The sequence below is a fragment of the Acidovorax sp. NCPPB 3576 genome, assembly GCF_028473605.1.
GTDB lineage: Bacteria > Pseudomonadota > Gammaproteobacteria > Burkholderiales > Burkholderiaceae_C > Paracidovorax.
On the sequence record NZ_CP097267.1, the window covers coordinates 4856766 to 4876970 of the forward strand.

Below are 20205 nucleotides of genomic sequence, written 5' to 3' on the forward strand. Positions count from 1 at the left end.
GTGCCGGGATCGGCGTGCAAAGCAAGCGGCTCATCGCGCCGCGTCAAGCGCGAGGTTCAAAGCGAGCACGTTCACGCCCGGATCGCCCAGCAGGCCCATGAACGGGGCATCGGTGTGCTTGTCGATCAGTGCCTGCACACGCTCCACCGGCCACCCGCGCGCCTTGGCCACGCGGGTGGCCTGGTAGCGCGCGGCGGCGGGGCTGATGTGCGGGTCGAGCCCGCTCGCTGAGGCCGTGACCAAGTCCACGGGCACCGGCGCGGCATTGCCGGGATCGGCCTCGCGCAGCGCCTGGACGCGCGCGGTGACGGCCTCCGTGAGGGCGGGGTTCAGCGGCCCCAGGTTGGAGCCGCCTGACGCGCTGGCGTTGTAGGGCATGGGCGCGGTGGCCGAGGGGCGGCCCCAGAAGTGCTTCGGGTCGGTGAAGTTCTGCCCGATCAGGGACGAACCTACGGCCTGCCCGCCGCGCAATACCAGGCTGCCCGCCGCCTGCTGCGGGAACGCGGCCTGCGCCACGCCGGTGACGATGAGCGGATAGACGATGCCCGTGATCGCGCTCAGCAGCACGAAGAGGGCCAGCGCGGGGCGGAGGATTTTGATCATGTCGGTTCCTTGCACGGTTTAAACGAGGCCCACGGCCACCAGCACCCAGTCGATGAGCTTGATGCCGATGAACGGCACCACCAGCCCGCCCAGGCCATAGATCGCCAGGTTGCGGCGCAGCAGCGCGGCGGCGCCGACCGGGCGATAGCGCACGCCCTTGAGCGCCAGCGGGATCAGGAACACGATCACCAGCGCGTTGAACACCACCGCCGACAAAATGGCCGAGGAGGGGCTCGCCAGCCGCATCACGTTGAGCGCGGCCAGCTGCGGATAGGTGGACACGAAGATTGCCGGAATGATGGCGAAATACTTGGCCACGTCGTTGGCGATGGAGAACGTGGTGAGCGAGCCGCGCGTCATCAGCAGGGCCTTGCCGGTCTCCACCACCTCCAGCAGCTTGGTGGGATTGGAGTCCAGGTCCACCATGTTGCCGGCCTCCTTGGCGGCCTGCGTTCCGCTGCCCATGGCAACGGCCACGTCGGCCTGTGCCAGCGCGGGCGCATCGTTGGTGCCGTCACCCGTCATGGCCACCAGGCGGCCCTCGGCCTGGTACTGGCGGATCAGCGCCAGCTTGTCCTCGGGCGTGGCCTCGGCCAGGAAGTCGTCCACCCCCGCCTCGGCGGCGATGGCGGCGGCGGTCAGCTTGTTGTCGCCCGTGATCATCACCGTCTTGATGCCCATGCGACGCAGCTCGGCAAAGCGTTCCTTGATGCCGGTCTTCACGATGTCCTTGAGCTCGACGATGCCCAGCACCTGGGAACCCTCGGCCACCGCCAGGGGCGTGCTGCCGCGCCGCGCCACGTCGTCGGCCGCGCGCACCACCTCGGCCGGCACGCTGCCGCCCAGCGCCTGGATGTGGCGCACCATGGCCTGCACCGCGCCCTTGCGCAGCGCCACCTCGGGTGCGCCGGCCGTGGCCGGCAGGTCCACGCCGCTCATGCGCGTCTGCGCCGTGAAGGGCACCAGGCGCACGCCGGGTGCGGCGGCCTCGTCGGGCACGCCGCTGCGGCGCGCCAGCTCGACGATGCTGCGGCCCTCGGGCGTTTCGTCGGCCAGCGAAGCGAGCATGGCAGCGCGTGCCAGGCGCTCTTTGGTCGTACCCGGCGCAGGCAGGAATGCGCTCGCCTGGCGGTTGCCGTGCGTGATGGTGCCGGTCTTGTCCAGCAGCAGCACATCCACGTCGCCGGCGGCCTCTACAGCTCGGCCGGAGGTCGCGATCACGTTGGCCTGCATCATGCGGCTCATGCCCGCCACGCCCACGGCCGACAGCAGGCCGCCGATGGTGGTGGGAATCAGGCACACCAGCAGCGCCACGAGCGCGGTGAGCGACACGACGGTGCCCGCCCCCGACGCACCCACGCTGAAGATCGAGAACGGCAGCAGCGTCACGGTGACCACGAGGAACACGATGGTGAGCGCCACCAGCAGGATGGTCAGCGCCACCTCGTTGGGCGTCTTCTGGCGCTTGGCGGCCTCGACCATGCCGATCATGCGGTCCAGGAACGACTCGCCGGGGTTCACCGTCACGCGCACCACCAGCCAGTCCGACAGCACCCGCGTGCCGCCCGTGACGGCCGAGAAGTCCCCGCCCGACTCGCGCACCACCGGCGCGGATTCGCCGGTGATGGCGCTCTCGTCCACCGAGGCCACACCCTCGATGACCTCGCCGTCCAGCGGAATCACGTCGCCCGCATCCACCTGCACCACATCGCCGCGGCGCAGGTTGGTGGCCTGCTCGGGCAAAAAGGTGGCGCCATGGCGCGGCTCGGCCAGCTTCTTGGCCCAGGTGTCCTTGCGCAGGCCGCGCAGCGATGCGGCCTGCGCCTTGCTGCGGCCCTCCGCCAGCGCCTCGGCGAAATTGGCGAACAGCACGGTGAACCACAGCCAGACGGCGATCGCCAGCACGAAGGCCGGGCGCATGCCCGTGTCCTGCGGCACCGTGAGCGCATGCAGCCAGAGCAGCGTGGTGAACAGGCTGCCGATGAACACGATGAACATCACCGGATTGCGCCACTGCACGCGGGGATCGAGCTTGGCGAACGACTGCCACAGCGCGGGCTTGACCAGCGCGGCATCGAACAGCGAAAGGGAAATGGATGTCTTGGGGGTTGTCATGTCAGGGCCTCACTGGGGTCCACAGCATCAGGTGTTCCACGACGGGACCGAGCGCCAGGGACGGAACGTAATTGAGCAGGCCCACCAGCAGCACGGTGGCGATCAGCAGGGCAACGAACAGCGGCCCGTGCGTGGGCAGCGTGCCGGAGGTGGCAGGCAGCCGCTTCTTGGCCGCGAGCGAACCCGCGATGGCCAGCACCGGCACGATCACGCCGAAGCGCCCGAACCACATGGCCAGTCCCAGCAGCACGTTGTAGAACGGCGTGTTGGCCGACAGGCCCGCGAAGGCGCTGCCGTTGTTGTTGCCCGCCGACGTGAGGGCGTAGAGGATCTCTGAAAAGCCATGGGCGCCCGGGTTGGCGATGCCGGCTTGGCCCGCCTGCGCGATCACGGCGACCGCTGCGCCCACCAGCACCAGGATCGGGGTGACCAGGATGGCCACCGAAGTGAGCTTCATCTCGCGCACTTCGATCTTCTTGCCCAGGTACTCCGGCGTGCGGCCGATCATCAGCCCCGCCATGAACACTGCGAGGATGGCGAACACCAGCATGCCGTACAGGCCCGTGCCCACGCCGCCGAAGACCACCTCGCCCAATTGCATCAGCACCATCGGCACCAGCCCGCCCAACGGGGTGAACGAGTCGTGCATTGCGTTCACCGCGCCGCACGAGGCGGCCGTCGTCACGGCGGCGAACAACGCCGATGCGGTGATGCCGAAGCGCACCTCCTTGCCCTCCATGTTGCCGCCGGACTGCAGCGCCGTCGCCGCCTGGTCCACCCCCAGGGCGGCGATGCGCGGGTTGCCGGCCTGCTCGGCGGGAATGACCACGGCCACCGCCACGGCGAACATCACGGTCATGGCCGCCAGGATCGCCAGCCCCTGGCGCTGGTCGCCCACCACCCGGCCGAACGTGAAGCACAGGGCGGCGGGGATCAGGAAGATCGCCAGCATCTGCACGAAGTTGGTCAGCGGCGTGGGGTTCTCGTACGGATGGGCCGAGTTGGCATTGAAGAAGCCCCCGCCATTGGTTCCCAGCATCTTGATGGCCTCCTGCGATGCCACCGGCCCCATGGCCAGCGTTTGCGTGGCGGTGCTCGCGCTCTCCGTCACCGGGTTGCCGGCCGCGTCTTTCTCGGGCTGCCCGTCGGTCCCCAGCTTCGGGTTCTGGTAGGCCGTGGCCTCCAGCGTGGCAACTTCCTTGGAGGGAGAGAAGTTCTGGATCACGCCCTGCCCCACCAGAAACACGGCGATCACCAGAGACACCGGCACCAGCACCCAGGCGTTGATGCGCACCATGTCGGCCCAGAAGTTGCCCACCAGCCCCTGGCCGTCCGTGCGGCGAGCGGCAAAGCCCCGGGCCAGCGCGAAAGCAACAGCGATGCCCGTGGCCGCCGACAGGAAGTTCTGCACCGACAACCCCAGCATCTGCGTGAGGTAGCCCATGGTGCCCTCGCCCGCATAGCCTTGCCAGTTGGTATTGGAGACGAAGCTGATGGCGGTGTTGAAGGCCGAGTCGGGCGACACGGCCGCCATTGCCTGCGGATTGAGCGGCAACGCGCCCTGCAGACGCTGCAGGCCGTACACCACCACGGCACCGATGGCATTGAAGGCCAGCAGCGCCAGCGCATAGTGGCGCCAATGCATGCTCTCTTCGGGCCGAACGCCGGCGATGCGGTACAGCGGCGACTCGGCACGGTGCATCCAGCGCGGCAACCGGCCATCGCAGATCGCAGCCAGCCATTGACCGAGGGGCCAGGCCAGTCCAAAGAGCACGAGGAGAAACAGGGCCAGCAGGCCCCAGGCGGATGCGTCCATCTCAGAACTCCTCGGCGCAGATGAGCGCAAATACCAAGTACGCGAACAGGACCACGGCAACGATGGCGCCGAAGCCGTAGAGCACTTCGAGCGCGATCACCGCGATGCTCCCTTGGGGCCGTCGAACCGGCCCAGCAGCACCACGGCTTCTGCCATGGCCACCCACAGCACCACCAGCGCTGCAATCCACACGATGTCCATCTCTCACTCCTGCATCAAAACGATGGAATCGATTCTCGGAAGGCGCCCGTAAAAAGGGTGCACAGACTGGGGGGGCGGGCGTAAACGCGCCGTAAAAATGCGCGGCAAGGCGGGACGCCGCTACCGATTCTTGATGGGCAGCCCCGTGCTTTTGACACCGTTTTTACGGGGGCCTGCCTACGCTTGCGCTTTTCCAACGACCGCGTGAAGCCATGACCCCTTTCTCCGTTTTCCGAGCCCTGCCCCTGGCCGCTGCCCTGTGCGCGGCGCTGCCGCTGCTGGCCCACGCCCAGTTCACGGGCAACATCGCCCTCACGTCGAACTACAAGTTCCGCGGACAGGACCAGGACATGCTCCGCTCGAACCAGTTCGCCAAGACCGGCGCTTTCAAGCCGGCGGTACAGGGCGGCTTCGACTACGCCTTCGGCGACAGTGGCTGGTACCTCGGCAACTGGAACGCCAGCGTGAACTGGCTGCGCGGCAACCGCCTGGAGAGCGACCTCTACGGCGGCTACAAATGGAAGGCCGGTGCCACCGACCTCGACGTGGGCGCCCTCGCCTACCTCTACCCTGGCAACCGCAGCGGCAACACCACCGAGCTGTATGCCAGCGCCACCCATGCCGACGAGGCCCTGGGCACGTTCACGCTCAAGTACTCGCACACCGTGTCGGACGACTATTTCGGCTATGCGGGCGGGCTCGGGCCTGTCGGGGCGCAACACGGGCTACGTGAATCTGGCGTACAGCCGCGCGCTGGGGCCGCAGCTCAGTTTGAAGGCCGCCATCGGCTATACGCGCATGGCCGCGGACATCCGCCGCCTGGGATGGCCCAGCTACGTCGATTACCAGGTCGGTGCGGCCTACGACTTCGGCGGCGGACTCTCGCTCGCCGGGGCATTGCAGGGGGCCAACCGGCAGGCTGCCTATGCGGCCGCCACCGGCCCGGCAGCGGATGCAGCGCGCTACTCGCCCAACAAAGGGCGCCTCATCGTCACGCTGGCCCAGGTCTTCTGACGGGAGCACCGCCAGCGGGGCCGGCGCAGCGGCATCTGGCCAAACAGGCCCGATGCCTTGAGATTCATTGCCCCTCTAGCTATTAAATAAATAGCAATCTACTCGGCCAGCAGCGCGGCCGGGTCTTCCGAGGCCAGCACGCCCTGCGCCCACGGCCCGAGCTTGCGGGTGTCGGCGCGCAGCACCTCCTGCTTGACCGCGAGGATCTGCGCCGGGTGCATGGAAAAGCTGCGCAGGCCCAGGCCCAGCAGCAGCCGCGTCATGGAGACGTCGCCCGCCGTCTCGCCGCACACGCACACGCTCTTGCCCTGGCGCTCGCCCTCGGCAATCACCTGGGCCACCAGCTGCAGCACGGCGGGGTGCAGGGGGTCGTAGAGGTGGGCCACGGCCTCGTCGGCGCGGTCGATGGCCAGGGTGTACTGGATCAGGTCGTTGGTGCCGATCGACAGAAAATCGAAATACTTCAAAAAGCTGCGCACCATGAGCGCGGCGGCCGGCACTTCGATCATCGCTCCCAGTTGCACCGGCCCATGCGCCACGCCGCGCGCATCCAGTTCGGCCCGCGCCATCTCCACCTGGGCGAGGGTCTGCTGGATCTCGCTCACGTGTGCGAGCATCGGGAACAGCAGGTTCACCGGGCCGTGCACGGCCGCGCGCAGCACGGCGCGCAGCTGCGTGCGGAACATGGCCGGATCGGCCAGGCTCCAGCGGATGGCGCGCAGGCCGAGCGCGGGGTTCAGGTAGCTGTCCTTGTAGCCCTTGTCGAGGGGCTTGTCGGCCCCCACGTCGATGGTGCGCAGCGTGACGGGCATGCCGTTCATGCCCTGTACCGCCTCGCGGTAGGCCTGGTACTGCTCTTCCTCGCCCGGCAGGTTGCCGTTGCGCCCCATGAACATGAATTCGCTGCGGAACAGGCCCACGCCCGCAGCGCCGCCGCGCAGCGCAGCGGCCGCGTCGGCTGGCTGCTCGATGTTGGCCAGCAGCTCGATCTTCTGCCCATCCAGCGTGACCGCCGGCGTATGGCGCAGGCGCGACAGGCGCTCGCGCTCCAGCGTGGTCTGGCGCTGGCGAAAGCCGTATTCGGCCAGGATGATGGGCGACGGGTCCACGATCATCACGCCGGCATCGCCGTCGATGATGACCCAGTCGTCCTGCCGCACCAGCTGGCTGGCGGCGCGCGCGCCCACCACCGCGGGAATGTCCATGCTGCGCGCCACGATGGCCGTGTGCGAGGTCTTGCCGCCCACGTCCGTCACGAAGCCGGCGAACACGCTTTTCTTGAACTGCAGCATGTCGGCTGGCGACAGGTCGTGGGCCACCAGCACGAGGGGCACGTCCACCGTGTCGTCCAGCAGCAGGTCCTGCTGGTTGCTGCGGCGCGGGCTGCTGGGCGGCGGCGCCACGGGGCTGGCCACGCCTTTCATGTGGCGCAGGACGCGCTCGACCACCTGCTCCAGATCGGCCTTGCGCTCGCGCAGGTACTCGTCCTCCATCTCGTCGAACTGGCGTGCGATGACCTCCAGTTGGGTGGTCAGCGCCCATTCGGCGTTGTAGAGGCGGTCGGTGATCCAGTGCTTGACGCCGCTCACCAGCGCCTCGTCCTGCAGCAGCATCATGTGCACATCGAGCAGCGCCGCCAGTTCGGGGGGCGCATCGTGCGGCATTTCGGCCTGCAGGCGCTGCAGTTCCTCCACCACGGCGTTGCGGCCGTTGCGCACGCGCACGATCTCCGCGCCGACCTGGTCCGCCTCGATGAAATAGTGCGCCACGTCCACGCGGCTCGACGCGACCAGCACGGCGCGCCCGATGGCGATGCCGCGGGCAACCGCAAGACCGTGGACGGCGAACGTCATGGCGCTGGCGCTCCTGGACTGCCCGCGGCGCGCGCAGGCCTGCAGGCGGCGCGGCAGGCGATCAGCGCGGCCCGCACATCACTCCCCTTCGCCGAACTTGCCGTCGATCAGGGCCCGAAGCGCATCCATGGCTTCCTGCTCCTGTGCGCCGTTGGTCTCCAACTCGACCGTCGAGCCCAGCCCGGCGGCCAGCATCATGACGCCCATGATGCTTTTGGCATTGATGCGCCTCTCGCCCTTGGCCAGCCAGACATCGCACGGAAAACTGCCTGCCAGCTTCGTGAGCTTGGCGGACGCCCGGGCATGCAGGCCCAGCTTATTGCTGATGGTGATGGTCGTCTTGATCATGGTGGGAACGTCGTATCTGGTTCTGCGGGGCCGAGATCGCCACCTGCATCACGCCCTGGGTGCCGCCGACCACCGCGCGCGAGACAAGCGCCTCCAGCGGTTCGTGCCGGTAGCTCACGGTGCGCAGCAGCATGGGCAGATTCACGCCGGTGACCAGCCGCGAATGCTCGCCATCCACCAGGCGCTGCGCGACGTTGCACGGCGTGGCGCCGAACACGTCGGTCAGCACCAGCGTGGGCGAATCGCCGTCGTGCGAAGCCAGCAGGATGCGGGCGGTGGCCAGGGTCTCTTCGGGCGGCGTGTTGGGGTGCACGTCGAACGCGAGCACTTCGTCGCCGCAGTCAGGAAAAACATGGAGAGCGCACTCACGCAGCGCATGGGCCAGCGGGGAGTGGGCAATGATGAGGATGCGCGTGCTCATGGGGCAATGGAGTGAACCGCATTATGGCGCCGCATGCACCGTGGAATGGCCACCGTCAGCCCTGCGCAGGCCCACCGCGGTCTGGCTCGATCCGGCCGGGGCACGCTCATGGCAGGACGAGCCCGGCAAAGAACGTGTCCGCAACCGCCGTTTGTGGGGTGGCCGTGTAGACCACCGCATGGTACAGGCGCGCCTGTTGCCCTTCCAGGCGGGCAAACCAGACGGCTTGTGCGGCCACCGGGCTGCCGTCGCTGCGCCGGCCCTGCGCCTGCAGCCGCAGGGACTGTGGCAAGGCCAACGCCCCGCTCGGCACGAAGGAGGAGGCTCCGGCCTCGGCCGCATCCGCATCCGTTGCCGTGGCCTGCATGCGCGCAAGCACCGCTACCCGCCACTGTGCCAAGCCAGCGCCTGCCTGCGAAGGATCTTCGACCACCAGGTGAGAGATGGCAAACGTTGCGCCCTCGGCCTCGCAGCCTGCCATGGCCAGGTCCGCAGCGCGACCACCGAAGTCCACCGAACGTGTGGCCTGATCGGGTTTGCACGGCAGTAGCACCGTGAGGCCGGCATTTTCCAGCGGCACGCTTCGCCAGTTCAACGCGGGGCTACAACCAGTCAGTAACAGGACCAAAGCAGTGGCAACAGTGATGGGGCGACGCATCCGTGCATTATCCGGAGTGCGGAAGCAGTCCTGCCATGGCGTTCCGGGCTTCGAGTCGCGCGCTCGGTCGCCGTAGTTCGTGGCGCGCCGCTTCAGGCGGCGTGTCTCACCGCCAGCTGCGTCGGGTTTTTGGCAGTCAGCGAACTTTCGCCGGGCCTTGCGCTCCATCACCCCGAAGATGGGGCCATCCGGCAAAATGTCGACAACTGCGCGAACCGCGCAGACACAGGTGGAAAGAGCGCAATGGGCATCAAGCATTGGTTGGGAGCGGCTGCAGTGGCGGCATTCGCAGGCATCGGCGCCTTTGTGTTTCTGAGCGCTGGCACATCCAAGGCACCACAATCGACTTTCGTCCTTCTGGACGGATCAAAGAAAACCACCGCTGATCTTCATGGCCAGGTCACCTTGGTCAATTTCTGGGCCACCAGTTGCGTCACTTGCGTGGCCGAAATGCCGGAAGTCGTAGCGACGTACCAAAAATACCGGGGTCAGGGCTTCGACACCCTGGCCGTCGCCATGAGCTACGACCCACCGAGCTATGTGGTGAATTTTGCTGAGACCCGCAAGCTGCCTTTCAAGGTTGCCATCGACAACACCGGAGCGGTCGCCCAGGCCTGGGGCGACGTTAAGCTCACCCCGTCCACTTTCATCGTCAATAAGCGCGGCGAGATCGTCAAAACCTACGTCGGTGCACCTGACTTCCCTGAACTCCACCGGCTCATCGAGCGACTGCTCGCCGAAACCTGATTTCCGTTTGGCGCTCTGCGCCCATCGCAATCAGCTACCGGCGCGATGGGTTGGCCGGAGCCCGCTACACTGCCAAGTCCTTCGCTCCTAGCAACCGCCTGTGGACCAGCCTTCCGTGGCCCTGTTGACGCCGACTCTTCCGTCGGAGATGGACGCTGTGCGCGACATCTTCCGGGAATATGCCGACAGCCTGGGCATCGATCTTTATTTTCAGAACTTCGAGTCCGAACTGGCCACCCTGCCGGCAGACTACGCACCGCCGCGCGGCCAGATCCTGCTGGCGGAAGTGGACGGGGCCATTGCAGGCTGCTGTGCCTTGCGTCCCATGGACAACGCGGACTACCCCAATGCCAGCGAAATGAAGCGCTTGTACGTGCGCAAGGCCTTCCGCGGCTTTGGCCTTGGCAGGCAACTGGCAGAGGCCATCCTCGATGCGGCGAGGCAGGCGGGGTATGCCTGCGTGCTGCTTGACACGCTCGATGGCATGGAATCGGCCCGCGCGCTGTACGCCGACTTGGGCTTCGAAGAAATCCCCCCTTACTACCACAACCCCATCGCGGGATCGCACTACCTCAAGGCGGATATCGATTAGGGGTGCCGATCAACCGCAATCGTGCCGAAGGGCGCCAGAACGAATCATCGCGCGCCTCTAACTAGCTACGCCCATATCGGACTCTTGGTGGTTCGGCACCGCGGTCCGTCATGAAAAACCTGCGCGCATGGTGCTGACATCCGCCATGCCATGCCCGTGAACCCGACGAACAAGGCCATTGCGCTGGCCGCGAGATATCTCTCCTCTCCCGAGCCAGCAGCATCCTCCAGTTCAGCCTTTGGCCTGTGCCAGCAGCGTCGCCGCGTCACTCACCTCGAACTTGCCAGGCGCTTCGATATTGAGCGAAGCCACCTTGCCATCTCTCACCAGCATCGAATAACGATTGCTGCGCAGGCCAAGCCCTTTGCCGTTCAGATCCAGCGTCAGACCGGTGGCCTTGGCAAAGGCGGCATCGCCGTCGGCCAGCATGCGCACTTTGCCTTGGGTTTTCTGGTCACGTGCCCAGGCGCCCATCACGAACGCGTCATTCACGCTCACACACCAGATCTCGTCCACACCCGCTGCCTTGAAAGCCTCGGCCTGTTCCACATAGCCTGGAACGTGCTTGGCAGAACAGGTTGGCGTGAAAGCCCCTGGCACGGCAAACAGTGCGATGGTTTTGCCAGCGGTGGCTTGATCCACCACGACGGGATTGGGACCAAGGCTACAACCTTCGCCTTCGACTTCCGAATACTCCATCAGGGTAATGGCAGGCAGACTCTCACCGACTTTGATCATGCTGGGCTCTCCTATGGGTGGAATGGCGGCTCTGCAAAACGCAGGCCCAAAAAACAAAACGACCCAGCATTGTGGGTCGTTTTGAGCGGCTTGACAGCCAACAAGCCCGAAGGACTTGTAAGGATCTTCCAATTAGACCAAAGCGGCCTTTTGAACCAGACGGGTAGCAACCCAGTTCTTGGTCTTGGAGATAGGACGGCTTTCCGTGATCTCGATGGTGTCACCCAACTTGTATTCGCCCTTTTCGTCATGGGCGTGGTACTTGCTGGATTTGGCCACGATCTTGCCGTAGAGCTCGTGCTTCACACGGCGCTCGACCAACACGGTCACAGTCTTCGTACGCTTGTCGCTGACCACCTTGCCAACCAAGGTGCGCTTGAGGGATTTTTTAGCTTCCGTCATGTGGGCTCCTTACTTGGCGGCTTGCTTTTCAGCAAGAATGGTCTTGGCACGAGCGATATCCCGACGGGTGATACGCAGCGTATTGGTGTTTGCCAGTTGTTGAGTGGCCTTCTGCATGCGCAGACCGAAATGGGCCTTTTGCAAGGACTTGATTTCGGTTTCGATGCCAGCGACGTCTTTTTGGCGCAGTTCAGCAGCTTTCGTCATTTCGATTCTCCTGAATTTAAGCGCCAATTTGACGGGCCACGAACGTGGTGCGCAGCGGCAGCTTGGCAGCAGCCAGGCGGAACGCTTCACGGGCCAGTTCTTCAGGCACACCGACGATCTCGAAAACCACCTTGCCGGGCTGAATCTCAGCCACGTAATACTCGGGGTTGCCCTTACCGTTACCCATCCGAACTTCGGCGGGCTTGGTAGAGATCGGCTTGTCGGGGAACACGCGGATCCAGATACGGCCGCCACGCTTCACGTGACGGGAGATCGCACGGCGTGCGGCCTCGATCTGGCGGGCCGTCAGACGGCCCCGGTCCGTGCATTTCAGGCCGAAGTCACCGAAGGCCACCGAATTGCCACGGGTGGCAACGCCGGTGTTACGGCCCTTCTGCTCTTTGCGGTACTTGCGGCGAGCGGGTTGCAGCATCTTTATTCTCCTTTGCCGTCCGCTGCTGTAGCGGGCGCGTCAACCTTGCGAACGCGCTTAACGGCGGTGTTATCGGCGCCACCGGCACCGGCGGGCTTGTCGCTACCGTCTGCAGGTGCCGCATTGGCACCGGCAGGACGACGCGGACCACCTCGGCCTGCACCGGGACGATCGCCACCTGGGCGGCCATCGCGACGCGGGCCACGGGGACGACGCTCTTCTTCTGGACGCGGTGTTTCCACTGCGGGCAGATCGTTGCGGCCCAGCGTATCGCCCTTGTAGACCCAGACCTTGACGCCGATGACGCCGTAGGTGGTCTTGGCTTCGGACGTGCCGTAGTCAATGTCGGCGCGCAGGGTGTGAAGCGGCACGCGACCTTCGCGGTACCACTCGCAACGAGCGATTTCAATCCCATTCAGGCGGCCGGACGACATGATCTTGATGCCCTGGGCACCCAGACGCATGGCGTTTTGCATGGCGCGCTTCATGGCGCGGCGGAACATGATCCGCTTTTCCAGCTGTTGGGTGATGCTGTCAGCAATCAGTTTGGCATCGATTTCGGGCTTGCGCACTTCTTCGATGTTCACTGCGACAGGCACGCCCAAGCGGATAGCGAGTTCCTTCTTCAGGTTCTCGATGTCTTCGCCCTTCTTGCCGATCACCACGCCCGGACGTGCCGAGTAGATTGTGATGCGGGCATTCTTGGCGGGACGCTCGATCAAGATGCGCGAGACGGCAGCGTTCTTCAGCTTGGCCTTCAGGTACTCGCGAACCTTGATGTCTTCGGCCAACATGCCGGCGAAGTCACGGTTGCTCGCGTACCAACGGCTAGCCCAATTGCGGCTGACCGCGAGGCGAAAGCCGGTAGGATGGATTTTTTGTCCCATAGTCTTCCTCGGGCCTTCAGTTGCCAACCGTCACGTACACATGGCACGTGGGCTTGCTGATGCGATTGCCGCGGCCTTTGGCGCGCGCGGTGAAACGCTTGAGCGTGGTGCCTTGCTCGACGTAGATGGTCTTGACCTTCAGTTCGTCGATGTCAGCGCCGTCGTTGTGCTCAGCGTTGGCGATAGCGGACTCAAGCACCTTCTTGACGATTCCTGCAGCTTTTTTCTGCGTGAACGTCAGGATGTTCAGAGCTTGGTCAACCTTCTTGCCGCGGATCAGATCAGCGACCAGACGGCCCTTGTCGACCGACAGACGGACGCCCCGGAGGACTGCACGTGTTTCAGACATGTCGTTCCTTACTTCTTGACTTTTTTGTCAGCAGGGTGACCCTTGAAGGTGCGCGTCAGGGCGAATTCGCCCAGCTTGTGGCCCACCATCTGGTCGGTGACATACACCGGTACGTGCTGCTTGCCGTTGTGCACGGCGATGGTCAGACCGATGAAATCGGGCAGAACCATGGAGCGACGCGACCAGGTCTTGACTGGTTTCTTGTCCTTGGTAGCAACGGCCTTCTCGACCTTTGCCATCAAGTGGTGGTCAACAAACGGACCCTTTTTGAGAGAGCGAGTCATTTGTTATCCCTTACTTCTTACGACGCGACACAATCATCACTTGTGTGCGCTTGTTGTTGCGGGTGCGATAACCCTTGGTCAGATTGCCCCAAGGATCGACAGCATGGCGGCCTTCGCCGGTGCGGCCTTCGCCACCACCGTGAGGGTGATCCACCGGGTTCATGGCAACGCCACGAACCGTTGGGCGAATACCCATCCAGCGCTTCACACCGGCCTTGCCGAGTTGGCGCAGGCTGTGCTCTTCGTTGGCGACTTCGCCAATCGTTGCACGGCATTCGATGTGGATCTTGCGCACTTCGCCAGAGCGCATACGCACCTGGGCATAAGTGCCTTCACGGGCCAGCAGCGTTGCGGAAGCGCCTGCCGAGCGTGCGATCTGCGCACCAGCACCGGGCTTGAGCTCGATGCAGTGAATGGTCGAACCCACGGGAATATTGCGGATCGGCAGCGTGTTACCTGCGCGGATCGGGGCTTCGGAGCCGCTCAGGAGCGTGCTGCCGACTTCCAGACCACGGGGGGCAATGATGTAACGGCGCTCACCGTCGGCATAGCACACCAAAGCGATGTGAGCCGTACGGTTCGGATCGTATTCAATGCGCTCGACCTTCGCGGGGATGCCGTCTTTGTTACGGACGAAATCCACCACGCGGTAGTGGTGCTTGTGGCCGCCGCCCTTGTGGCGGGTCGTGATGTGACCGTTGTTGTTGCGACCGGCCTTCTGGAACTGAGGCTCCAGCAGCGGCGCATACGCTTCACCCTTGTACAGGTGGTCACGGGTAACCTTCACCACGGCACGTTGGCCGGGCGAAGTAGGTTTCATTTTAATGACGGCCATGATTACGCGGCCTCCCCGGACAGGTTCAGCTCTTGACCTGGTTGCAGCGTGACATAAGCCTTGCGAACATTGTCGCGGCGGCCCATGGTCTTGCCAAAACGCTTGGCCTTGCCTTTGGTGTTCACCACAGAGACGCCCTTGACCTCGACCTTGAACATCAATTCCACAGCGGCTTTGATTTCGGGCTTGGTTGCGTTCTGCAGCACCTTGAACGTCACAGCATTGGATTTCTCTGCAACCATGGTGGCCTTTTCGGACACGATGGGAGCGACCAACACTTGCATCAGACGACCTTCGTCAAACTTGGGCGTGCTCATGCGAACATCTCCTTGAGTTTGTCGATAGCGCCCTTGGTGACGAGCACTTTCTTGTAGTGCACCAGCGACACGGGATCTGCATAACGGGGTTCGACGATGAACACGTTCTTCAGATTGCGCGAAGCAAGGTACAGGTTTTCGTCCACTTCATCGGCGATCACCATCACCGATTGCAGGTTCATCGCCTTGAACTTGTCGGCGAGCACCTTGGTCTTGGGGCTTTCCAGCGTCAGCGAGTCCACAACAGCCAGACGGCCTTCGCGAGCCAACTGCGAAAAGATCGCGGCCATGCCAGCGCGGTACATCTTCTTGTTGATCTTCTGCGTGAAGTTTTCTTCAGGCAGATTCGGGAAGATGCGGCCACCGCCACGCCACAGAGGCGAGGAGGTCATACCGGCACGAGCACGGCCAGTGCCTTTTTGCTTGAACGGCTTCTTGGTGGAGTGCTTGACCTGCTCGCGGTCTTTTTGAGCGCGCGTGCCCTGGCGGGCATTGGCCTGGTAAGCCACCACGATCTGGTGAACCAGATCTTCGTTGTATTCGCGACCGAACACGGTTTCGGGCGCATCGAATTTCGATGCGGCCTGGCCTTGGTCATTCAGGAGTTCGAGCTGCATTAGTTCGCTCCCTTGGAAGCTTTGGCCTTGACTGCCGGACGCACCGTCACGAACCCACCCTTGGAGCCCGGAATGGCGCCCTTGATCAAGAGCAGTTGACGCGCTTCGTCGATGCGGATGACATCGAGGTTTTGCGTGGTCTTGGTGACATCGCCCAGATGGCCGGTCATGCGCTTACCGGGGAACACGCGACCGGGGTCTTGTGCCATACCGATGGAGCCAGGCACATTGTGCGAACGGCTGTTACCGTGCGATGCGCGCTGCGAAGCCATGTTGTGGCGCTTGATCGTGCCAGCGTAGCCCTTACCGATCGACGTGCCTTGAACGTCCACCTTCTGGCCCACGGTGAACAGCGTCACGGGGACGGTGGAACCGACGGCGTACTGGGCAGCGACGTCAGCGGTCACGCGGAATTCGCGGATCACTTCACCGGCTTCGACGCCGGCCTTCGCCAGATGGCCCGCTGCGGGCTTGGTCACGCGCGATGCCTTGCGCGAACCGAACGTGACCTGCAAGGCCACGTAGCCATCATTCTCTTGGGTTTTAACCTGGGTCACACGGTTGTTGGACACATCCACCACCGTGACGGGCACTGCGTCCCCGTCATCGGTGAACAGACGCATCATGCCCACCTTGCGGCCCAGCAACCCTTGGGAGTTGCTTTGACTCATTGATTTTCTCCAAAACTTTCACCGCCTCGACTTCAATTGGCCAAAGCGTTTGCACAACGTTTGCACCGCCGTGCGCGAAAGAAGGTTGATAAAACTCCGCCGCCGTCACACAAAAGCGCAAAAAAGGCGAAGCCGCAAAGTATAACGCGGACTGCTTTTGCAAGCAAGTCCGCGTTATGTGTTGGAGCGCAGCAATCGCCGCGCACCGGAGCTGGCAGATTACTGCAGCTTGATTTCGACGTCCACGCCAGCCGGCAGGTCGAGCTTCATCAGTGCGTCCACCGTCTTGTCCGTCGGATCGACGATGTCCATCAGGCGCTGGTGCGTGCGGATTTCGAGCTGGTCACGGCTGGTCTTGTTGACGTGCGGTGAACGCAAGATGTCGAAACGCTTCATTCGCGTCGGCAAGGGCACGGGGCCCTTGACGATGGCGCCAGTGCGCTTGGCCGTGTCAACGATCTCGGCAGCGGACTGGTCGATCAGCTTGTAATCAAACGCCTTCAGGCGGATGCGGATTTTTTGCTTGGACATGGCAAGTTCCTTTGTGCCTGAGGCTTAAGCAATGATCTTTGCCACGACGCCGGCGCCGACGGTACGACCGCCTTCACGGATGGCGAAGCGCAGGCCTTCTTCCATGGCGATGGGGTTGATCAGCTTGACGGTGATCGACACGTTGTCGCCGGGCATGACCATTTCCTTGTCGGCTGGCAGCTCGATGGCGCCAGTCACATCGGTCGTGCGGAAGTAGAACTGAGGACGGTAGTTGTTGAAGAAAGGCGTGTGACGGCCACCTTCGTCCTTGGACAGCACATACACCTCGGCGGTGAAGTGCGTGTGCGGCTTGATGGAGTTGGGCTTGCACAGCACTTGGCCGCGTTCCACGTCTTCACGCTTGGTGCCGCGCAGCAGCAGACCGACGTTGTCGCCAGCCTGGCCTTGGTCCAGCAGCTTGCGGAACATTTCCACGCCCGTGCAGGTGGTCTTTTGCGTGTCGCGAATACCGACAATTTCGATTTCTTCGCCGACCTTGATGATGCCGCGCTCGATACGACCCGTCACCACGGTGCCACGGCCAGAGATCGAGAACACGTCTTCCACGGGCATCAGGAATGCGCCGTCCACAGCGCGCTCAGGCGTGGGGATGTAAGAGTCGAGTGCTTCTGCCAGCTTCATGATGGCCTCTTCACCCAGGGCACCCTTGTCGCCTTCCAGGGCGAGCTTGGCGGAACCGCGGATGATGGGGGTGTCGTCGCCTGGGAAGTTGTACTTGTCCAGGAGTTCGCGCACTTCCATTTCGACGAGCTCGAGCAGTTCTTCGTCGTCGACCATGTCGCACTTGTTCAGGAACACGATGATGTAGGGCACGCCCACTTGGCGAGCCAGCAGGATGTGCTCGCGGGTCTGGGGCATTGGGCCGTCAGCGGCCGAGCACACCAGGATGGCGCCGTCCATCTGGGCAGCGCCGGTGATCATGTTCTTCACATAGTCGGCGTGGCCGGGGCAGTCCACGTGGGCGTAATGGCGGTTGGCCGTTTCGTATTCCACGTGAGCGGTGTTGATCGTGATGCCGCGGGCCTTTTCTTCGGGCGCTGCGTCGATCTGGTCGTATGCCTTGGCTTCGCCGCCGAACTTGGAGGACAGCACCGTGGCGATAGCCGCCGTCAGCGTTGTCTTGCCATGGTCCACGTGACCGATGGTGCCCACGTTCACGTGGGGCTTGGTACGTTCGAACTTACCTTTTGCCATTTTGAATCTCCAAAGAGCAATGCCTGTGTCAGGGTTTAACGTCTGCACCCGATTGCTGAATCGTCCCGCACAGGGCAACAGGACGGCACCGGGTCGCAGATTGCAAGGATCTTGCTGCTATTTTTTTCATAGCTGCCATCGCTTATTCAATAAGCGATGGCAGCCAATTCCATAAAACCAACCGGAAGAGGCCTGCCGAAGCAGGCCCTTCGTGCGCCAATTACTTGGCGCGGGCAGCCATGATGGCTTCCGACACGTTGCGAGGGGCTTCGCTGTAGTGCTTGAATTCCATCGAGTACGTGGCGCGGCCTTGCGTTGCGGAGCGCAGCGAGGTCGAGTAGCCGAACATTTCCGACAGGGGCACTTCGGCCTTGATGGCCTTGCCGCCGCCGACCATGTCGTCCATGCCCTGCACCATGCCACGGCGGGACGACAAGTCGCCCATCACCGTACCGGCGTAGTCTTCCGGCGTCTCGACTTCCACGGCCATCATGGGCTCGAGAATCACGGGGTTGGCCTTGCGGCAACCTTCCTTGAAACCGAAGATGGCAGCCATCTTGAACGCGAGTTCGTTCGAGTCCACATCGTGGTACGAACCGAAGTGCAGCGTTACCTTGACGTCCACCACTGGGTAGCCGGCCAGCACGCCTTGCGTGACGGCTTCGTTGATGCCCTTTTCCACCGCGGGGATGAATTCGCGAGGAACCACACCGCCCTTGATGGCGTCGACGAACTCGATGCCCTTGCCAGCTTCGTTCGGCTCGATCTTGAGCACGACGTGACCGTACTGGCCCTTACCACCGGACTGGCGAACGAACTTGCCTTCGGCCTCTTCCACCGTCTTGCGGATGGTTTCGCGATAGGCCACCTGGGGCTTGCCCACGTTGGCTTCCACGCCGAACTCGCGCTTCATGCGGTCCACGATGATTTCCAGGTGGAGTTCGCCCATGCCACCGATGATGGTCTGGCCGGATTCTTCGTCGGTGCTGACGCGGAAGGAAGGATCTTCGGCAGCCAGACGGCCCAGCGCGATACCCATCTTTTCCTGGTCAGCCTTCGACTTCGGTTCCACGGCCTGACGGATCACGGGCTCGGGGAACACCATGCGCTCCAGCGTCAGGATGGCCGATGGATCGCACAGCGTTTCGCCAGTCGTCACGTCCTTCAAGCCCACGCAGGCTGCGATGTCGCCGGCGCGGATTTCATCGACTTCTTCGCGATTGTTGGCGTGCATCTGCACGATACGGCCAATGCGTTCCTTTTTGCCGCGCACCGGGTTGTATACCGTGTCGCCCTTGGACAGAACGCCGGAGTACACGCGCACGAACGTCAGCTGACCCACGAACGGGTCGGTCATCAGCTTGAACGCCAAGGCAGAGAACTTCTCGGAGTCGTCGGCCCTGCGGCTCGTCGGCTGCTCATCGTCATCGGTACCGCCCACGGGAGGAATGTCCACTGGCGAGGGCATCAGTTCGATCACGGCGTCCAGCATGCGCTGCACACCCTTGTTCTTGAAGGCCGTGCCGCACAGCATCGGCTGAATTTCGCAAGCGATGGCGCGCGTACGCAGGCCGAGGGTGATTTCCTCTTCGGAAAGATCACCTTCTTCCAGGTACTTGTTCATCAGCTCTTCGGAGGCCTCGGCCGCAGCCTCGACCATCTTCTCGCGCCATTCCTTGGCGGTTTCCAGCAATTCAGCGGGAATTTCTTCGAAGGTGAACTTCATGCCCTGCGAGGCTTCGTCCCAGATGATGGCCTTCATCTTGCGCAGGTCGACCACGCCCGTGAAGTTTTCTTCGGCGCCGATCGGGATCACGATCGGCACGGGGTTGGCCTTCAGGCGCAGTTTCATCTGCTCGACGACCTTGAAGAAGTTGGCACCGGTACGGTCCATCTTGTTCACGAACGCGAGGCGAGGCACCTTGTACTTGTTCGCCTGGCGCCACACGGTTTCCGACTGGGGCTGCACGCCGCCCACGGCGCAGTACACCATGCAGGCGCCGTCCAGCACGCGCATGGAACGCTCCACTTCGATCGTGAAGTCCACGTGGCCGGGAGTGTCGATGATGTTGATGCGGTGCTCGGGGAACGAACGGTCCATGCCGCTCCAGAAGCAGGTGGTGGCAGCCGACGTGATCGTGATGCCACGCTCTTGCTCTTGCTCCATCCAGTCCATGGTGGCCGCGCCGTCATGCACTTCACCGATCTTGTGGTTCACACCGGTGTAGAAAAGAATCCGCTCGGTCGTCGTGGTCTTGCCAGCGTCGATGTGGGCCGAGATACCGATATTGCGGTAGCGCTCGATGGGGGTCTTGCGAGCCATGGTAAATCCTTGGTTGAACGTTGTGTTC

At 63.5% G+C, this 20205-nt stretch carries 24 protein-coding genes and 1 pseudogene; 3 read left to right on the forward strand and 22 right to left on the reverse strand.

The annotated features are described in order from the left end of the window. Window positions 1-30: 30 nt before the first annotated feature. Genes kdpC through kdpF form a run of 4 tightly spaced genes read right to left on the reverse strand, consistent with a single transcriptional unit; the run spans window position 31 to window position 4634 of the window. Window positions 31-603, reverse strand: a complete 573-nt coding sequence (kdpC, locus tag M5C98_RS22125) for a potassium-transporting ATPase subunit KdpC (protein WP_272549625.1) — start codon at window positions 601-603, stop codon at window positions 31-33. Between the two features lie 18 nt (window positions 604-621). Further along, window positions 622-2718, reverse strand: coding sequence for a potassium-transporting ATPase subunit KdpB (gene kdpB, locus M5C98_RS22130; protein WP_272549627.1), 2097 nt, complete (start codon window positions 2716-2718; stop codon window positions 622-624). A gap of 1 nt (window position 2719) precedes the next feature. Next, on the reverse strand, window positions 2720-4534 hold the full coding sequence (gene kdpA / locus M5C98_RS22135) for a potassium-transporting ATPase subunit KdpA (protein ID WP_272549628.1): 1815 nt from the start codon (window positions 4532-4534) through the stop codon (window positions 2720-2722). A 1-nt stretch (window position 4535) separates the two neighbouring features. Further along, on the reverse strand, window positions 4536-4634 hold the full coding sequence (kdpF, locus tag M5C98_RS22140) for a K(+)-transporting ATPase subunit F (protein WP_272549629.1): 99 nt from the start codon (window positions 4632-4634) through the stop codon (window positions 4536-4538). Window positions 4635-4947: 313 nt separating this feature from the next. Here kdpF and M5C98_RS22145 point away from each other — a divergent pair. Continuing rightward, window positions 4948-5749, forward strand: a pseudogene (locus M5C98_RS22145) (TorF family putative porin). A gap of 98 nt (window positions 5750-5847) precedes the next feature. On the opposite strand, the gene ptsP reads toward M5C98_RS22145, so the two are convergent. The 4 genes from ptsP to M5C98_RS22165 all read right to left on the reverse strand — a co-directional run bounded on the left by ptsP (window position 5848) and on the right by M5C98_RS22165 (window position 9029). Continuing rightward, a complete protein-coding gene (gene ptsP, locus M5C98_RS22150) occupies window positions 5848-7602 on the reverse strand; it encodes a phosphoenolpyruvate--protein phosphotransferase (RefSeq protein WP_272549630.1) in 1755 nt (584 codons plus the stop codon). 78 nt (window positions 7603-7680) lie between these two features. Further along, window positions 7681-7950: an HPr family phosphocarrier protein gene (locus tag M5C98_RS22155; protein WP_272549631.1), complete on the reverse strand. Its 270-nt coding sequence runs from the start codon at window positions 7948-7950 to the stop codon at window positions 7681-7683. Further along, window positions 7919-8371, reverse strand: a complete 453-nt coding sequence (locus M5C98_RS22160; protein WP_272549632.1) for a PTS sugar transporter subunit IIA — start codon at window positions 8369-8371, stop codon at window positions 7919-7921. Before M5C98_RS22160 ends, M5C98_RS22155 begins: the two co-directional genes overlap by 32 nt. A 106-nt stretch (window positions 8372-8477) precedes the next feature. After that, a complete protein-coding gene (locus tag M5C98_RS22165) occupies window positions 8478-9029 on the reverse strand; it encodes a hypothetical protein (protein WP_272553370.1) in 552 nt (183 codons plus the stop codon). Window positions 9030-9272: 243 nt separating this feature from the next. On the opposite strand from M5C98_RS22165, the gene M5C98_RS22170 reads away from it, so the two are divergent. Then, window positions 9273-9776 (forward strand): TlpA disulfide reductase family protein, encoded by a 504-nt coding sequence (locus tag M5C98_RS22170; protein WP_272549633.1) that lies wholly within the window; start codon window positions 9273-9275, stop codon window positions 9774-9776. 100 nt (window positions 9777-9876) lie between these two features. Beyond that, window positions 9877-10368 (forward strand): GNAT family N-acetyltransferase, encoded by a 492-nt coding sequence (locus tag M5C98_RS22175; RefSeq protein ID WP_272549635.1) that lies wholly within the window; start codon window positions 9877-9879, stop codon window positions 10366-10368. 231 nt (window positions 10369-10599) lie between these two features. Here the strand turns inward: M5C98_RS22175 and M5C98_RS22180 are convergent, their stop codons facing one another. From M5C98_RS22180 to fusA, 14 genes are all read right to left on the reverse strand, one after another. Continuing rightward, on the reverse strand, window positions 10600-11106 hold the full coding sequence (locus tag M5C98_RS22180; protein ID WP_272549636.1) for a peroxiredoxin: 507 nt from the start codon (window positions 11104-11106) through the stop codon (window positions 10600-10602). A 132-nt stretch (window positions 11107-11238) separates the two neighbouring features. Continuing rightward, window positions 11239-11508 (reverse strand): 30S ribosomal protein S17, encoded by a 270-nt coding sequence (gene rpsQ / locus M5C98_RS22185; RefSeq protein WP_272549638.1) that lies wholly within the window; start codon window positions 11506-11508, stop codon window positions 11239-11241. Window positions 11509-11517: 9 nt separating this feature from the next. Next, the gene (rpmC, locus tag M5C98_RS22190; RefSeq protein WP_272549639.1) at window positions 11518-11715 is read right to left on the reverse strand and encodes a 50S ribosomal protein L29; all 198 of its coding nucleotides are present in this window, start codon (window positions 11713-11715) and stop codon (window positions 11518-11520) included. 16 nt (window positions 11716-11731) lie between these two features. Further along, window positions 11732-12148 (reverse strand): 50S ribosomal protein L16, encoded by a 417-nt coding sequence (gene rplP / locus M5C98_RS22195; RefSeq protein ID WP_056662458.1) that lies wholly within the window; start codon window positions 12146-12148, stop codon window positions 11732-11734. Between the two features lie 2 nt (window positions 12149-12150). Then, window positions 12151-13035, reverse strand: coding sequence for a 30S ribosomal protein S3 (gene rpsC, locus M5C98_RS22200; protein WP_272549641.1), 885 nt, complete (start codon window positions 13033-13035; stop codon window positions 12151-12153). 16 nt (window positions 13036-13051) lie between these two features. Then, a complete protein-coding gene (gene rplV, locus M5C98_RS22205; RefSeq protein WP_005796970.1) occupies window positions 13052-13384 on the reverse strand; it encodes a 50S ribosomal protein L22 in 333 nt (110 codons plus the stop codon). A gap of 8 nt (window positions 13385-13392) precedes the next feature. Continuing rightward, window positions 13393-13668 carry a 30S ribosomal protein S19 gene (rpsS, locus tag M5C98_RS22210; protein ID WP_272549643.1) on the reverse strand — a complete coding sequence of 92 codons (276 nt, stop codon included), beginning with the start codon at window positions 13666-13668 and terminating at the stop codon, window positions 13393-13395. 10 nt (window positions 13669-13678) lie between these two features. Then, entirely contained in the window at window positions 13679-14503 is an 825-nt protein-coding gene (gene rplB / locus M5C98_RS22215; protein WP_092745109.1) for a 50S ribosomal protein L2, read from the reverse strand. 2 nt (window positions 14504-14505) lie between these two features. Next, entirely contained in the window at window positions 14506-14820 is a 315-nt protein-coding gene (rplW, locus tag M5C98_RS22220; protein ID WP_272549645.1) for a 50S ribosomal protein L23, read from the reverse strand. Beyond that, window positions 14817-15437, reverse strand: a complete 621-nt coding sequence (rplD, locus tag M5C98_RS22225) for a 50S ribosomal protein L4 (RefSeq protein ID WP_092745107.1) — start codon at window positions 15435-15437, stop codon at window positions 14817-14819. The genes rplW and rplD overlap by 4 nt, the downstream gene beginning before the upstream one ends. Next, window positions 15437-16108, reverse strand: coding sequence for a 50S ribosomal protein L3 (rplC, locus tag M5C98_RS22230; protein ID WP_272549647.1), 672 nt, complete (start codon window positions 16106-16108; stop codon window positions 15437-15439). Before rplC ends, rplD begins: the two co-directional genes overlap by 1 nt. A gap of 219 nt (window positions 16109-16327) precedes the next feature. Continuing rightward, entirely contained in the window at window positions 16328-16639 is a 312-nt protein-coding gene (gene rpsJ / locus M5C98_RS22235; protein ID WP_005796953.1) for a 30S ribosomal protein S10, read from the reverse strand. A gap of 24 nt (window positions 16640-16663) precedes the next feature. Next, window positions 16664-17854, reverse strand: coding sequence for an elongation factor Tu (gene tuf, locus M5C98_RS22240; protein WP_272549654.1), 1191 nt, complete (start codon window positions 17852-17854; stop codon window positions 16664-16666). 220 nt (window positions 17855-18074) lie between these two features. After that, window positions 18075-20177: an elongation factor G gene (gene fusA, locus M5C98_RS22245; RefSeq protein ID WP_272549655.1), complete on the reverse strand. Its 2103-nt coding sequence runs from the start codon at window positions 20175-20177 to the stop codon at window positions 18075-18077. Window positions 20178-20205: the final 28 nt, after the last annotated feature.

Bases quoted from the DNA above. Each gene is read 5' to 3' on its own strand.
- kdpC (WP_272549625.1), bottom strand. From the start codon at position 603: ATGATCAAAATCCTCCGCCCCGCGCTGGCCCTCTTCGTGCTGCTGAGC.
- M5C98_RS22180 (WP_272549636.1), bottom strand. From the start codon at position 11,106: ATGATCAAAGTCGGTGAGAGTCTGCCTGCCATTACCCTGATGGAGTAT.
- fusA (WP_272549655.1), bottom strand. From the start codon at position 20,177: ATGGCTCGCAAGACCCCCATCGAGCGCTACCGCAATATCGGTATCTCG.
- rplP (WP_056662458.1), bottom strand. From the start codon at position 12,148: ATGCTGCAACCCGCTCGCCGCAAGTACCGCAAAGAGCAGAAGGGCCGT.
- rplC (WP_272549647.1), bottom strand. From the start codon at position 16,108: ATGAGTCAAAGCAACTCCCAAGGGTTGCTGGGCCGCAAGGTGGGCATG.
- rpsC (WP_272549641.1), bottom strand. From the start codon at position 13,035: ATGGGACAAAAAATCCATCCTACCGGCTTTCGCCTCGCGGTCAGCCGC.
- rpsS (WP_272549643.1), bottom strand. From the start codon at position 13,668: ATGACTCGCTCTCTCAAAAAGGGTCCGTTTGTTGACCACCACTTGATG.
- kdpA (WP_272549628.1), bottom strand. From the start codon at position 4,534: ATGGACGCATCCGCCTGGGGCCTGCTGGCCCTGTTTCTCCTCGTGCTC.
- kdpB (WP_272549627.1), bottom strand. From the start codon at position 2,718: ATGACAACCCCCAAGACATCCATTTCCCTTTCGCTGTTCGATGCCGCG.
- rplD (WP_092745107.1), bottom strand. From the start codon at position 15,437: ATGCAGCTCGAACTCCTGAATGACCAAGGCCAGGCCGCATCGAAATTC.
- tuf (WP_272549654.1), bottom strand. From the start codon at position 17,854: ATGGCAAAAGGTAAGTTCGAACGTACCAAGCCCCACGTGAACGTGGGC.
- M5C98_RS22170 (WP_272549633.1), top strand. From the start codon at position 9,273: ATGGGCATCAAGCATTGGTTGGGAGCGGCTGCAGTGGCGGCATTCGCA.
- rplW (WP_272549645.1), bottom strand. From the start codon at position 14,820: ATGAGCACGCCCAAGTTTGACGAAGGTCGTCTGATGCAAGTGTTGGTC.
- rpsQ (WP_272549638.1), bottom strand. From the start codon at position 11,508: ATGACGGAAGCTAAAAAATCCCTCAAGCGCACCTTGGTTGGCAAGGTG.
- rpmC (WP_272549639.1), bottom strand. From the start codon at position 11,715: ATGACGAAAGCTGCTGAACTGCGCCAAAAAGACGTCGCTGGCATCGAA.
- M5C98_RS22165 (WP_272553370.1), bottom strand. From the start codon at position 9,029: ATGCGTCGCCCCATCACTGTTGCCACTGCTTTGGTCCTGTTACTGACT.
- rplV (WP_005796970.1), bottom strand. From the start codon at position 13,384: ATGTCTGAAACACGTGCAGTCCTCCGGGGCGTCCGTCTGTCGGTCGAC.
- M5C98_RS22155 (WP_272549631.1), bottom strand. From the start codon at position 7,950: ATGATCAAGACGACCATCACCATCAGCAATAAGCTGGGCCTGCATGCC.
- rplB (WP_092745109.1), bottom strand. From the start codon at position 14,503: ATGGCCGTCATTAAAATGAAACCTACTTCGCCCGGCCAACGTGCCGTG.
- ptsP (WP_272549630.1), bottom strand. From the start codon at position 7,602: ATGACGTTCGCCGTCCACGGTCTTGCGGTTGCCCGCGGCATCGCCATC.
- rpsJ (WP_005796953.1), bottom strand. From the start codon at position 16,639: ATGTCCAAGCAAAAAATCCGCATCCGCCTGAAGGCGTTTGATTACAAG.
- M5C98_RS22160 (WP_272549632.1), bottom strand. From the start codon at position 8,371: ATGAGCACGCGCATCCTCATCATTGCCCACTCCCCGCTGGCCCATGCG.